Genomic DNA, 13525 nt, shown 5'->3' with positions numbered 1-13525 from the left:
TTCCGTTTTAACAGAAGGGGGCATATGAACTCAATTTTTGATAAACTTATAACCAGAATGACCGAGGCTAAACCCGTAAATTACAAAATGATTAAATGCGAACTAAATACATAATCCTATTCATTAAATTCGAGTTTCAGACAATTAGCGATTGACATTTTATTGTATTTTTAAATCGCCAATTACAAACTACGATGAAATATTTATTCCTGCTGCTAGTGTTGCCTTTTATGGCACAGGCGCAGCAAAAACCGACCAATCAAAACCTGTTCGATACCATCCCTTTTATACCCGAGCACACACCGCAACGCCTCGCCATATTTGCCAAACAGCCCATTGTTAAAGGTGTAACCATCTTTTTGGGCAACAGTATTACCGAGATGGGCAACTGGGACAAACTGCTGAATGATAGCACTGTGCTCAACCGCGGCATCGGCGGCGACATTACCTTCGGCTTGTTGAAACGCCTGGACGATATTACCGACCGCGAACCCAAAAAACTATTCATCCTCATCGGCATCAACGATATTGGTAAGGACATCCCCGATTCGGTCATCGCTTACAATTATTTCAAGATCATAAAGCAGGTACACGCCAAAAGCCCGAATACGAAAATATATGTGCAAAGCATCCTGCCGCTAAATACGCTGCATGCCAAATTCCCGCAGCATTATGATAAGGCAGAGCATATCCCGCGCGTAAACGCCATGTTAAAAGCAAACGCCTCGGCACTGAATTATACCTACATCACCCTCACCCAGCTTTTTGCCGATAGGAACGGCCGGCTAAAGGATGAGTACACCTACGAAGGGCTGCACCTGAAACCCGAAGCCTATGTAATTTGGGTGGATTACCTTAAAAAGATGAAATACCTATAATTATACATGATGAAAAGAACCAAAGTTGCCATATTGGGTGCCGGTTTTATCTCCGACATCCACCTCGAATCGTATCATCGTTTTATCCCCGAGGCCGAAGTAGTGGCCGTTTACGCCCGCAACCCGGAAAAAGCAAAAGCCTTCGCAGAGAAATTCCACATTGCGCAATGGTTTAGCAATGTGGATGAACTGCTTGCCAATACCGATTGCGAGGTAGTGGATATCTGCGTACCCAACTACCTCCATGCCGAATGCTGCATCAAAGCAGCAAAAGCAGGCAAGCATATCATCATCGAAAAACCGCTTGCCGTAACGCTGGAAGAAGCTGATGAAATGATAGCCACCTGCAAGGCCAATAATGTAAAGCTGATGTATGCCGAGGAACTTTGCTTCGCGCCAAAATATGAGCGGGCAAGGCATTTGGTAAAGGAAGGTGCCATTGGCGAGGTGTATATGCTCAAACAATCAGAAAAACACAGCGGCCCGCATACCGACTGGTTCTACGATATTAACCTGGCAGGCGGCGGCGTACTGATGGATATGGGTTGCCACGCCCTGGGCTGGTTCCGCTGGATGACCAACCACGCCAAAGTAAAAAGCGTTTACGCTACCATGGATACCGTTTTCCATAAGGGCCGTACTAAAGGCGAAGATAACGCCGTAGTGATAGTAGAATTTGAGAACAGTGTAACCTGCATTGCCGAAAGCAGCTGGGCCAAACACGGCGGCATGGACGATAAATGCGAGATATACGGCACCGGCGGCGTTATATATGCCGACCTGTTTATGGGGAACGCAGCCATCACCTATAGCCGCGAAGGTTATGGCTACGCCATGGAAAAAGCCGATACCACAGCCGGCTGGAGCTTCACGGTGTTTGAGGAAGTATTTAACCAGGGCTACCCGCACGAACTGAAGCACTTTATAGCATGCGTAAGAGAAGATAAAACGCCATTGGTAACCGGCGACGATGGCCGCGCTGTGATGGAACTGATCTACGCGGCTTATGCATCGGCAGGGCAAGGCAAAAAGATTAATTTACCGTTTAGTGCTAAAGTGGCTAAGCCGGTAGATTTGTGGCTGAATTATGTTAATGAAGAATAGTAAGTTCACGCAAAGACGCCAAGTCGCAAAGCAAAATTTTTAGCGTCTTTGCGCCTTTGCGTGCTAAACATATTGAATGAACCAACTCTGTGCAATCTCTGTGTTTCTTTCTCTGTGCCCTCTGCGGTTAAAAAAAGACTAGAAAAAATGAAAATATCCATATACCCCACCAACGACGATATGTCCCGCGCAGCAGCCGATCTGGTTGCTGTATATTTATCTGTAAAGCCTAAGTCGTTGATTGTTTTTCCTTCAGGGGAATCGCCAACAGGGATGCTGAAATATTTGATACAATACGCCAAAGCAGGCAAAGCCGATTTTAGCCAATGCACCATCATCGGGCTGGACGAATGGGTAGGCATGGACGAGCGCGACTACGGCAGTTGCAAGCATTACCTGCACACCAATTTCTTCGACCATCTCGATTTTGACCCGGAGCGGGTGGTGATGTTCGATGCCAAAGCCGAAGATCTTACGGCCGAATGCGAGCGCATCAACCATTTCATCAGCAGCCACGGCGGGCTGGATATCATGATCGTTGGCATTGGAATGAACGGGCATTTGGGCCTGAATGAACCCGGTACCCCGTTTGACTTGTACGCGCACCTGTCAGAATTAGCACCCATCACTGTAGAAGTGGGTCAGAAATACTTTAAGCAGGAAACGGCTTTAACGCAGGGGATTACCCTCGGCTTAAAACATTTTTCTGAAGCTAAATGGGCCGTTCTGATTGCTTCAGGTGAGAAAAAAGCAGGCATCATTGCAGAGAGTCTGCAGAGCGAAATGAGCACTGCTGTACCGGCTTCCATCCTGCAAACCATAAAAAATGCCCGCATCCTGCTGGATGAAGGCGCAGCTTCACAACTGAAACATTCATCATAAACCATGTATGCGCAGGGCTGGAAATTGCGGACGAGCTACAAGCGCCGGGCTACGCATTCTTTCCAGCTCTTGATATTGATACACTCATCTTCCACACCTCAAAAATATTGCTGGCCCCGGGGACACATCGGGCAGCTATTCCGCTACGCCGGTTTTTATTGCCAACCCGACCAGCTACACAGGTGCCGGCGATAACTTTAACGCAGCTTACTGCATCGGTCAGCTGTTGGGGCTGGATGCCGGGGCCTCGCTCATCCTCGCAAATTCCTCATCAAATTGTTACATAAAAACGGGTGAAAGCCCTTCCACAACTCAGTTAAATAATCACATTTCACAATTAATTTCCTCATCTTTATAATACCAATTATAACAGGAACTACATGTCGGTAAATTTGAAGGATGATGTTGCGTCGTTAACGTACGATGCGATAGTGATCGGCTCGGGCATCAGCGGCGGCTGGGCGGCAAAAGAGCTTTGCGAACAAGGTTTAAAAACATTAGTGCTGGAGCGTGGCCGCAACGTGGAGCATATCAAAGATTACCCCACTGCTACCACCCCACCCTGGGAATTTCGCTACCGCGCCCGCATAAACCGGCAACAGCAGCAAGAAAACCCGCTGATAACCAAAGCAGCAGGCTATGGCGATGATTGCGACCACTTCTTCGTAAAAGATGCCGACCACCCCTACATACAGGAAAAGCCTTTCGACTGGATACGCGGGTACCAGGTAGGTGGCAAATCGCTAACCTGGGGGCGCGCCACCCAACGCTGGAGCGATTTCGAATTCACCGCGCCCGAGCGTTTTGGCTACGGTATCGGCTGGCCAATCGGCTATAAAGATGTAGCGCCATGGTACAGCCATGTAGAGAAATTCATCGGCATTTGCGGCAATAAAGACGGCCTGGAGGCCATGCCCGACGGCGAGTTTATGAAGCCGTTCGACATGAACGCCCCGCTTACCCACATCAAGCAAAAATTAAAAGAAAACTATACCGACCGCCACCTGGTGCATGCGCGTTGGGCACACCTCACCGACCCGCAGCAGGTACACCTGGACCAGGGCCGCGGTAAATGCCAGGCACGTAATATGTGCATGCGCGGATGCCCATTCGGCGGGTACTTCAGTTCGGTGAGTTCCACCTTGCCATGGGCGAAAAAGACAGGAAACCTCACCATCCGCCCGCATTCGGTGGTCCACTCTATTATTTATGATGAAAAGTTGGGCAAAGCCTCGGGCGTACGCGTGATAGATGCCAACACCAAGGAGGTGATAGAATATAAGGCACGCATCATCTTCCTGAATGCTTCGGCACTTAATAGCAACCTGGTGCTGCTCAATTCCAAATCGAACCGTTTCCCTAATGGTTTGGGCAACGACAGCGGCTTACTGGGCAAGTACATTGCTTTTCATAATTACCGCGCTTCGGTTTCGGCAGATATCGACGGCTTTCTGGACAAATATTATTTCGGCCGCAACCCAACTGACCTGATACTGGTCAACTTCCGCAACCTGCACAAACAGGAAACAGATTTTTACGGCGGCTACACCACGTTTATGAACGCCTACCGCGACCAACACACACCCGAAACCGGCCAGGGCCAGGTTGGCGCCCAGTATAAAGATGATATGTGCGAACCGGGCCCATGGCACGTATTTGCCTACCTGCAGGGCGAAACCGTACCTAAGGAAAGCAACCACGTTAGACTTAGCGAAGATAAAAAAGACCAGTGGGGCATCCCTTTGCTGGTTACTTCCGTAAGTTATGATGATAACGACGAACGGATGATTAATGATTTCCTTACTCAAACCAGCGAAATGCTGGAAAAAGCCGGATGCAAAAACATTAGCACCTACAACAATAAGCAGGCTCCCGGGTTAGATATACATGAGATGGGCGGTGTGCGTATGGGCAAAGACCCCAAAACCTCGCTGCTTAATGAATGGAACCAAATGCATCATTGTAAAAACGTATTCGTTACCGATGGGGCTTGTATGGCCAGCACGGGCAACCAAAGCCCGTCTATTTTGTATATGGCCCTAACCGCACGTGCGGCAACCTACGCGGTAAGCGAGATAAAAAAAGGGAATTTGTAACGATTTGTGAGATTGATAAACTAAGTACTATGAGAAGCTTTTTAGTGTTGATATTTGCGGCGGCGATTATGAGCGGCTGCAATTCATCAAAAAATAATACTGCGGCAAATACAGATAGCACCACCTCTATCGATACCACATGGAAACCCCTTTTTGACGGCAAAACAACCAAAGGATGGCACACCTATGGCAAAACCGAAGCCGGCAGAGCCTGGAAAGCTGAAAACGGCGTGCTCCATTTAGATGCCTCGCAAAAAGGCAACTGGCAAACCAAAAACGGAGGCGACCTGGTTACCGATAGCGAATATGAAAACTTTCAGTTTAGCGCGGAGTGGAAAATATCGCGAGCGGGTAACAGCGGTATCATATTTCTGGTGAACGAAGACCCTAAAAAATACCCCTACTGCTGGCACACCGGCATAGAAACACAGATAGCAGATAATAGGGAAAATGAGGACGGTGCAATTATTAAACATCGCGCTGGCGACTTGTACGACCTGCTATCGATAAGCAAAGATCACGTTAAACCAGCAGGCGAATGGAACAAAACCGTGGTACTGGTGAGTGGTGGCGTACTTAACATTTTCATCAACGATGAGCAGGTGCTAACCACCAAGCTATGGACCGATAACTGGAAAAAACTAATCGCCGACAGCAAATTCAAGGACTATCCCGACTTCGGCACTTTCAAAAAAGGCCATATAGCCTTACAGGATCATGGCGCGGACGTGTGGTTCAGGGACATCAAAATAAAGAGATTGTAAATCTTCTGACCTAGAAACGCAAAATATCGCGTCTATACTGTCCTGAAGCCATAGCAGACAGATGAGGATGCGAAGCATTGTATTTTCCTTGCTAAGCCCCGCGCTAATTTCGATATTAGCCATCCCATGAAATTACTCACCTCTCTGCTTGCTTGTTTTCTGTTCACCCTTAATTCATTTGCCGCCCAACCCGTAAACCTGCATTGCGAATACCTGGTAAACCCGCTCGGAGTAGATTCACCGCATCCGCGCCTAAGCTGGATGATAGCCGATAACCGCCAGGGTGCTGTGCAAACGGCCTACCAAATCATCGTAGGTATGGATTCAGCAGCAGTTAGCAAGGGCACCGGCGAAGCCTGGGCGACCGCCAGAATTGTTTCGGCGGATATATTGGCGACCTACCAGGGAAAAGCCCTACAGCCCTTTACCAAATATTACTGGAAAGTTACTACCTGGGATAAAAACGGCGTAAAGGCAACGCCGTCGGCCATCAGCCGTTTCGAAACCGGTATGATGGGCATGGGCAACTGGAAGGGCAGCTGGATAAGCGATCAGAATGGCTTTAACGTAAAGCCCACCCCCTACTTCCGCACCACATTCAGCACCGGCAAAAAGGTAAAATCGGCCAGGGCATACATCGCCGTGGCGGGTTTATACGAACTTTATATCAATGGCCAAAAAATTGGCAACCACCGGCTGGACCCCATGTACACCCGCTTCGACAGGCGTACGCTTTACGTTACTTACGATGTGACCGCACAGATAGCTGCCGGCAAAAACGCCATTGGCGTATTGCTGGGCAACGGATGGTACAATCACCAAAGCACAGCCGTTTGGGATTTCCATTTGGCATCATGGCGCGCGCGGCCCACCTTCTGCCTCGATTTGAGGATAACTTACGATGATGGCACTTTCGACACCATCACCAGCAGCGAACATTGGAAAACGGATCTCAGCCCCATAACTCTCAACAGCATTTATACGGCCGAGCATTACGATGCCCGGTTAGATCAACCCGGATGGAACACCGCCGCTTTCGACGATACCAAATGGAAACAGGCCTTTGCCCGCCCCACTCCATCGCAGAACATCGTATCGCAACAGGTGGTGCCTATCCGCGCGGTGGAAGAAATCTCGGCTAAAACCCTAAGCAAAATGGATAATGGGAATTATGTTTTTGACTTGGGGAGGAATATTTCCGGCGTGAGCAAGATAACCGTAAGCGGCAAAGCAGGCACTGTCATCCGCCTGAAGCATGGCGAAAGGCTGTATAAAGACGGGCATGTAGACCTTTCCAATATCGATTTGCACTACCGCCCTACCGACGATAAGGACCCTTTCCAGGTAGATATTTTTACCCTGAGTGGCAAAGGAACCGAAACCTTTATGCCCAAGTTCAATTACAAGGGCTTCCAATACGTAGAGATAAGCAGCAGCGCCCCCATCGAATTGACCAAAGAAAGCCTTACCGGCTATTTTATGCATAGCGATGTTGCCCCCATTGGGCAGGTGAATACCTCTAACCCAACCATTAACAAAATATGGTACGCCACCAATAACTCGTACCTCAGCAACCTTTTCGGCTACCCAACTGATTGCCCTCAGCGCGAAAAGAACGGCTGGACTGGCGATGCCATCATCGCATCAGAAACAGGTCTTTATAATTTCGACGGCATCACCGTTTACGAGAAATGGATGGCCGACCATCGCGACGAGCAGCAGCCCAACGGCGTTTTACCTTCCATCATTCCCACAGCAGGCTGGGGTTACGAATGGGGCAACGGCCCGGACTGGACCAGCACCGTGGCCATGATTCCGTGGAACGTTTATATGTTTTACGGCAACCAGAAAATACTGGCCGATAATTACGATAATATCCGCCGTTACGTAAATCACATCGATCAGCTTTATCCATCGGGCCTTTGCAGTTGGGGACTTGGCGATTGGGTGCCGGTAAAATCCGTTTCACCAGTAGAGCTCACCTCTACCTGCTACTATTACGCCGATGTAACTATCCTCGCCAAAATTGCCAAACTACTGGGCAAGACCGATGATTATGCCAAATACACAGCCCTGCAGGCCAAAATTAAAAATGCGTTTAACGATAAATACCTGAACGTGCAAACCGGCAGCTACAACACAGGATTGCAAACCGAGCTGAGCGTGCCGCTGTTTATGGGCATAGTGCCGGATGCATTCAAAGCACGCGTGGCGGCTAATCTGGCGAAACGCGTTTCAGCTGATAACTTCCATTTGGATGTGGGGATATTGGGCGGCAAAGCCATCATGAACGCCCTGAGCGATAACGGTTATGCCGATGTTGCTTACAAAATTGCTGCGCAGGAAACCTACCCATCCTGGGGCTGGTGGATGGTGAACGGCGCTACCACGCTTTACGAGAACTGGGCCATAGATGCCAAGAACGATATATCGCTCAACCACATCATGTTCGGCGGTATTGGCGCGTGGCTTTACCGTGGCATAGGCGGCATAGCGCCGGACGAAAAGCAGCCGGGCTTTAAGCATGTAGTATTGAAACCGAATTTCGTAGCAGGGCTAAACCAGTTCGAAGCAGCGCATACCAGCCCTTATGGCAAGATTATTTCTTCATGGAAACGCAATGGCAATACAGTTGAATATAAAGTTACCGTCCCGGCAAATACCACAGCAAGCGTTACCTTACCGCAGGATAAAAAGATTTATTTAGACGGAAAATTGGTAAACAGCGTTAAAGATTATGCCATCACTGCCGGCACTTATCAATTTGTGGTGAAATAAATATGGATGAACTACCCGCGATATTAACGATTGACGATGTAAAGCTGTTGGTTGATACCTTTTACGAACGCATACAAGCAGATACCTTACTCGGCCCGGTTTTTAACGAAGTGATACAGGATAACTGGGCCGTTCATCTCGAAAAGATGTACCGGTTTTGGCAAACCGTGTTACTGGGCGAACATACTTATTTTGGCAGCCCCTTCCCGCCTCATGCAAAACTGCCCGTAGCACATGAGCATTTTGAAACCTGGATGGCCCTGTTCACCAAAACGGTAGATGAATTATTTACAGGCGAAAAAGCCGATGAGGCCAAATGGCGCGCCGGCAAAATGGCCGAAATGTTTGAGTTGAAGATTGCCTATTTTAAGAACAGGCCGTTTGGGATACAGTAAGGGAACTCCCCCAACTTGTCATTTCGAACCCTGAAGCGCGGGGTATGTGCGTAAGAGGGTGAGAAATCTTCTACGCTGCGCAATGGCACAACGCATTAAGGATTTGCATAGTCGAAGCCTGCATGTAGAAGATTCCTCGTCGCGCCACTACCCTCGGGCCTCCCCTGGCTCGCTCGGAATGACAGAGTGGTTAAAACAATTGGCTTTGATTATGACAGCCACTCATACCAATTTGGAATTTCATAAATATAATGCAGCCTTTGCCCTACTGCTACACTGTCTACCACTTTCCACTCCTTTAACTCCGGCAAGAAAACAGGCAACTCCAATCCCGATTTAGCGGCAGCCATCGTGTAAAATTCCGCTTTTTCGGGGTGATGCGGCGCAACGGCATTGATGGTTATGCCGAAGATATCCTGTGCAATAATGGCTTTGGTGATGCCGATGCAATCGTCCAGGTGGATGAGGTTGATGGGGGCCAATCCGTTAGGAATATCCTTTTTCCCGGCGAAGAACCTGGCCGGGTCGCGGCCCGGGCCAACCAGGCCACCGAAGCGGATGATAGTTGTCTTAAACCCTGTTTGTTGCCTGAATAATTCTTCGGCCCCGAACAGCACCTGCCCGGATAGCGTGTTTGGTTGAGGCGGTGTTTGCTCGTCAACATGCCCGTTCAAATCGGCATATACACCGGTGGAACTGATGAGGATCACTTTCTTAAGGGTTGATTTGCCGATAGCATCTATAACGCGTTGCAGCTTCGGCACATATTCACTCCCTGCGCCGGAGCGTGCTTTAGGCGGTATAGCGATTAGGAGGATATCAGCTTCAAAAAAATCGGCATTTAAAGGCGAACCATCGGATAAATCGACAAGGAATGGGGTTATCCCTTCATTTGCCAGTATGGTGAGCTTCTCCGCCGAAGTGGTAGAACCTTTTACCTTTATGCCATCCGCAACCAGCGCCTTTGCCAGTGCCAATCCGTACCATCCGCAACCTAAAATGCTTATCGTCATGGTGGCGAAGATAGGTATCAGTTTGCAGTTGACGGTTGCAGCAGGCAGTTTTTTACTACCGAGAGCTTTTAAGATTTGTCAACTTTTAAAAAGTTGACAAATCTGCGTTTCACCGGCAAACTAACATCCGCTAACTGCCCACTGAAAACTGCCAACTGTTAACTATCTTCGCGTATGGATACGCCACAATCTTTACCTGTTTTAACCGATACCGAGTTACGCGTTTTGGGTTCGCTGATGGAAAAAAGCAAAACCACGCCCGATTATTACCCGATGACGCTGAACGGACTTACCGTTGCCTGCAACCAAAAATCATCGCGAAAGCCGGTGGTAGATTACAGCGACAATGAGGTAACACTTGCTTTGGATACATTGAAACGCAAGGGATTGATATCCACGGCGACCGGCGGCAGCAGCAGGGCCATTAAATATAAACACAACTTCGGTATTGTTTTCCCGGTGGTACCATCAGAAGTTACGGTGATATGCCTGCTCATTTTACGCGGTCCACTTACCCCAGGCGAGATCAACTCCAATTCGGGCAGGATGTATGAGTTCGACGATCTGGACGAGGTGCAAACCATTTTAGAGAAACTAGCCGATGGCGATATGCCCTATGTAGAGCAGATGCCCAAACGCCCCGGCCAAAAAGAGGTGCGCTACCGCCACCTGCTTGGCGGCACCATCCCCGAAGATGACGTTACCGAAGAACCTGTGCGCCGCTCCTCATCTGAATTAGAAGCTCGCCTAAGCAAGGTAGAAACCGAGCTGGCGGAACTGAAAGAAGCTTTTGATAAATTGATGAAGGAGTTGATGTAGAAAACCGTTGAATTTTCGGCGATAACAACCAAAATGGGATTAGGGCTTGGGTGCCGCCAGTAATCAGGCATCCTGATGCAGGGATTTGTCTTCCACAAACCAGGAAGCAATGAAAGCCGTAAACGTGCCGAAAAGCCCTACTCCGGCAGTCATAAGCACGGCTGCAATAATGCGTCCTTCGGTGGTAACAGGAAATTTATCACCGTAACCAACTGTAGTTATAGTTACGTAAGACCACCAAATTGCATCCTCAGCAGATTTAATATTGCTATTGGGATCTTTCTCCACCTGCAAAATAGCGATAGAGCAAAAGATGATCAACAATACAGCCAGTGTAGCTACTGATGTAAAAGCACCTTGAGCTTTATTTTTAAAAACATGCTTCAGAAACTGTTGGGTAGACCTAAACGCACGAATTAAGCGCAGCAATCGAATTAAGCGTAAAACCCTGCCAGCCCTTAGGTAACTCACTGCCGGAATACTTGATACCAAATCAATCCAACCCCAACGCATGAACTTTAGCTTGTTACCAGCCCTGTAAAACCGCAAGCAAAACTCAGCGAAAAAAAAGACGCAAATGGCATTATCTATATAGGCTAATAAAATAGAGGTTTCTTTCGGTAACTTCACAACTGTGTCTATCAACAATGCACATAACACATAAATTGATAATACAAACACAATTAAATTAAGAAGTCCTAATTCATTTTTTTCGGTAGTGGAGGGTGTCATCAGATTTAAGGTTTGTGGTTACCTAAATTACCTTATTTTATCCACCTTACATATTTTTTATGAAAGAACACACCATAAGAATGCTGCACAATAAAAAATCGCGAATTTTCAGTTAAGCCCTGGGTTTGGGATTTTAAAACTCGTCGTACATCGCCGTAGGCAAGCCATCCATACTGGTGCGGTTCTTTTCGGCCTGGTATTTTTCTATGCCCTCTGCACCTTTGTTTTCGGCCCATTTAATGGCCTGGTCACGTTCGCCCAGGTATTCATAGTATGGGATGCCAAAGCCACAAGAGGTTTGTACCTTGTGTATATCGGCCACAATTACCTGCCTGGCAGCCAGCGGCAGATGGAACAGTGCGGATAGTTCGCCCCACTCCTCATGCCCCGGCAACACGGTATAGCCTTTACCATACAGGCGCAGGATATTGGGTGGGCCATCGAATGCACAAAACATGATGGTAATACGGCCATTCTCCAACATATGCGCCGAAGTTTCGTTGCCGCTGCCATTGATATCCATATAGGCAACGCGCGTAGGCGACAGAACCCTAAAGCTGTCCATCCCCTTGGGCGATAGATTTACGTGCCCTGCAGCATCCAAGGGGGAAGATGCCGTAAAGAATATCTTCTGTGCGCCGATAAACTCGCGGTGTTTATCGTTGAGTTCGTCAAAAAATTTAGCCACCTATCGGGCCCTCCTCATGCCCTATTTTATTTTCGATACGCCTATCCGGTATAAACCAAATGCACGCAACTACCACATATAGCGCAAAACCAATCCATGCGTAAAAAAACGACACGCCCACCGCTGTTGCGTATATCCCCAACGAAATCTTTCCTTTATAATCGCCTCCGAGCGCACGCGCCAGCAGCGAGCGCTCGCCATGGTGTCGGATAAGCACCCTTGCTAAAATGGTGTAGGTAATAGCGCACATAATCAATACCACACCGTAGCATACAACCGGCCAGGTGGCAAAGTGGTTCTCGCCCATCCAACTGGTAACAAATGGTACCAGCGACAGCCAAAACAGGAAAAACAAATTGGCCCATAAGGCCGCACCGTTTACAGATTTTACCGCATGGAACATATGGTGGTGGTTGTTCCAGTAAATGCCCACGTACACAAAGCTGAGCGCATAGCTTATAAATACAGGCAACAATGGTAAAAGCCCCTCGATATCGGCGTGGTGCGGCACTTTCAACTCCAGCACCATAATGGTGATGATGATGGCGATTACACCATCACTAAATGCTTCTATACGGCCTTTGCCCATACTATCTTTTTACTTGTTTTATTAAATAAGCCACGATATCCGCTGCAGCCTTATCGTTCCCGAAACCTGCGGGCAGCCTGCCGTTTACATATTCGTTATACAGCCATGGGTCGCCAACGGCTAAAACGAATCCCTTACCATACTGCGTTTTGGCTATGATAACTGCACCTGCTTTATTGGTTAAAACCGGCGTTGCCTTGCCGCTTAGGCCGATGCTGCAAACATCTTTTAAAAATACTTTTTTTGCTGTGCTAAATACAGGGTTGCCCGCAGTAATTACCGCACCATCCTCAAAATGGGCATCATCTATCACGTGGTTTTGAATATCATCGTTAAAATGCATCCCGAACTGCGCGGCAAGCGTATTGAAATGCGGCAGCTCTACATTGGCGCTATCGTTGGCCAGCATCAATAGCACACCGCCTTTTTTAACCCAGGTACTTATTGCAACCACATCGCTTGCGCTCATGTAATTTGGCGCTGCGTTTTCCTTTTTACTATCAGGGTCAACAATAATATAGATGTTGCTGCTACGCAAGTTAGCCAACGTTGGTGCTTCTTCCAGCGATTTCAGTCCCATGCCTTGCTTGATGAATTCGTCTCCCAGGATAGAGAACCCGGTCTGGCTTTTATCCTCCCACAAATAGTGGAAACGTTCGGGTTGGCCTGCGGCATTCTTATGCGTTTCGTGGTTAAAATAATAATCCAGCGTAACGGTAACCTGCGCTTTAGCTAAACAGCCAAGCAGTACAAACGCACAGCAAACAACAATTGCCTTTTTCATTTT

General features: G+C 48.1%; 14 protein-coding genes. 9 read left to right on the top strand and 5 right to left on the bottom strand.

Annotated elements, in window-relative coordinates:
- Positions 1-194: 194 nt before the first annotated feature.
- The 8 genes from E2R66_RS26915 to E2R66_RS26885 all read left to right on the top strand — a co-directional run bounded on the left by E2R66_RS26915 (position 195) and on the right by E2R66_RS26885 (position 8897).
- Positions 195-878: a GDSL-type esterase/lipase family protein gene (locus tag E2R66_RS26915; protein ID WP_133236708.1), complete on the top strand. Its 684-nt coding sequence runs from the start codon at positions 195-197 to the stop codon at positions 876-878.
- Positions 879-884: 6 nt separating this feature from the next.
- Positions 885-1982, top strand: coding sequence for a Gfo/Idh/MocA family protein (locus E2R66_RS26910; RefSeq protein WP_204986000.1), 1098 nt, complete (start codon positions 885-887; stop codon positions 1980-1982).
- Between the two features lie 147 nt (positions 1983-2129).
- A complete protein-coding gene (locus tag E2R66_RS26905; protein ID WP_133236710.1) occupies positions 2130-2864 on the top strand; it encodes a glucosamine-6-phosphate deaminase in 735 nt (244 codons plus the stop codon).
- 106 nt (positions 2865-2970) lie between these two features.
- Entirely contained in the window at positions 2971-3222 is a 252-nt protein-coding gene (locus E2R66_RS29415; protein ID WP_449406736.1) for a hypothetical protein, read from the top strand.
- 22 nt (positions 3223-3244) lie between these two features.
- On the top strand, positions 3245-4960 hold the full coding sequence (locus tag E2R66_RS26900; protein ID WP_133236712.1) for a GMC oxidoreductase: 1716 nt from the start codon (positions 3245-3247) through the stop codon (positions 4958-4960).
- A gap of 29 nt (positions 4961-4989) precedes the next feature.
- On the top strand, positions 4990-5724 hold the full coding sequence (locus E2R66_RS26895; protein ID WP_133236714.1) for a 3-keto-disaccharide hydrolase: 735 nt from the start codon (positions 4990-4992) through the stop codon (positions 5722-5724).
- Between the two features lie 126 nt (positions 5725-5850).
- The gene (locus E2R66_RS26890; protein WP_133236716.1) at positions 5851-8502 is read left to right on the top strand and encodes a glycoside hydrolase family 78 protein; all 2652 of its coding nucleotides are present in this window, start codon (positions 5851-5853) and stop codon (positions 8500-8502) included.
- 2 nt (positions 8503-8504) lie between these two features.
- Positions 8505-8897 carry a group III truncated hemoglobin gene (locus E2R66_RS26885; RefSeq protein ID WP_133236718.1) on the top strand — a complete coding sequence of 131 codons (393 nt, stop codon included), beginning with the start codon at positions 8505-8507 and terminating at the stop codon, positions 8895-8897.
- A 209-nt stretch (positions 8898-9106) separates the two neighbouring features.
- On the opposite strand, the gene E2R66_RS26880 is transcribed toward E2R66_RS26885, so the two are convergent.
- Positions 9107-9910 (bottom strand): SDR family oxidoreductase, encoded by an 804-nt coding sequence (locus tag E2R66_RS26880; protein ID WP_133236720.1) that lies wholly within the window; start codon positions 9908-9910, stop codon positions 9107-9109.
- A 174-nt stretch (positions 9911-10084) separates the two neighbouring features.
- Here E2R66_RS26880 and E2R66_RS26875 point away from each other — a divergent pair, with 174 nt between their 5' ends.
- Positions 10085-10729, top strand: a complete 645-nt coding sequence (locus E2R66_RS26875; protein WP_133236722.1) for a YceH family protein — start codon at positions 10085-10087, stop codon at positions 10727-10729.
- A gap of 63 nt (positions 10730-10792) precedes the next feature.
- Here E2R66_RS26875 and E2R66_RS26870 read toward each other — a convergent pair whose 3' ends face one another.
- The 4 genes from E2R66_RS26870 to E2R66_RS26855 all read right to left on the bottom strand — a co-directional run bounded on the left by E2R66_RS26870 (position 10793) and on the right by E2R66_RS26855 (position 13522).
- Positions 10793-11461, bottom strand: a complete 669-nt coding sequence (locus tag E2R66_RS26870) for a potassium channel family protein (protein WP_133236724.1) — start codon at positions 11459-11461, stop codon at positions 10793-10795.
- 133 nt (positions 11462-11594) lie between these two features.
- Complete coding sequence (locus E2R66_RS26865) at positions 11595-12149, bottom strand: pyridoxamine 5'-phosphate oxidase family protein (protein WP_133236726.1); 555 nt, start codon at positions 12147-12149, stop codon at positions 11595-11597.
- Positions 12142-12738: a TMEM175 family protein gene (locus E2R66_RS26860; RefSeq protein ID WP_133236728.1), complete on the bottom strand. Its 597-nt coding sequence runs from the start codon at positions 12736-12738 to the stop codon at positions 12142-12144. Before E2R66_RS26860 ends, E2R66_RS26865 begins: the two co-directional genes overlap by 8 nt.
- Position 12739: 1 nt before the next feature.
- The gene (locus tag E2R66_RS26855) at positions 12740-13522 is read right to left on the bottom strand and encodes a hypothetical protein (RefSeq protein ID WP_133236730.1); all 783 of its coding nucleotides are present in this window, start codon (positions 13520-13522) and stop codon (positions 12740-12742) included.
- Between the last annotated feature and the right edge of the window lie 3 nt (positions 13523-13525).

This window comes from Mucilaginibacter psychrotolerans (assembly GCF_004519315.1).
GTDB lineage: Bacteria > Bacteroidota > Bacteroidia > Sphingobacteriales > Sphingobacteriaceae > Mucilaginibacter > Mucilaginibacter psychrotolerans.
Note: the sequence above shows the minus strand (reverse complement) of the source record. Positions and strands in the feature narration are given on the sequence as shown.

Coding starts and splice junctions, on each gene's coding strand:
- E2R66_RS26915 (WP_133236708.1), top strand. CDS start 195: ATGAAATATTTATTCCTGCTGCTAGTGTTGCCTTTTATGGCACAGGCG.
- E2R66_RS26910 (WP_204986000.1), top strand. CDS start 885: ATGATGAAAAGAACCAAAGTTGCCATATTGGGTGCCGGTTTTATCTCC.
- E2R66_RS26905 (WP_133236710.1), top strand. CDS start 2,130: ATGAAAATATCCATATACCCCACCAACGACGATATGTCCCGCGCAGCA.
- E2R66_RS26900 (WP_133236712.1), top strand. CDS start 3,245: ATGTCGGTAAATTTGAAGGATGATGTTGCGTCGTTAACGTACGATGCG.
- E2R66_RS26895 (WP_133236714.1), top strand. CDS start 4,990: ATGAGAAGCTTTTTAGTGTTGATATTTGCGGCGGCGATTATGAGCGGC.
- E2R66_RS26890 (WP_133236716.1), top strand. CDS start 5,851: ATGAAATTACTCACCTCTCTGCTTGCTTGTTTTCTGTTCACCCTTAAT.
- E2R66_RS26885 (WP_133236718.1), top strand. CDS start 8,505: ATGGATGAACTACCCGCGATATTAACGATTGACGATGTAAAGCTGTTG.
- E2R66_RS26880 (WP_133236720.1), bottom strand. CDS start 9,910: ATGACGATAAGCATTTTAGGTTGCGGATGGTACGGATTGGCACTGGCA.
- E2R66_RS26875 (WP_133236722.1), top strand. CDS start 10,085: ATGGATACGCCACAATCTTTACCTGTTTTAACCGATACCGAGTTACGC.
- E2R66_RS26870 (WP_133236724.1), bottom strand. CDS start 11,461: ATGACACCCTCCACTACCGAAAAAAATGAATTAGGACTTCTTAATTTA.
- E2R66_RS26860 (WP_133236728.1), bottom strand. CDS start 12,738: ATGGGCAAAGGCCGTATAGAAGCATTTAGTGATGGTGTAATCGCCATC.
- E2R66_RS26855 (WP_133236730.1), bottom strand. CDS start 13,522: ATGAAAAAGGCAATTGTTGTTTGCTGTGCGTTTGTACTGCTTGGCTGT.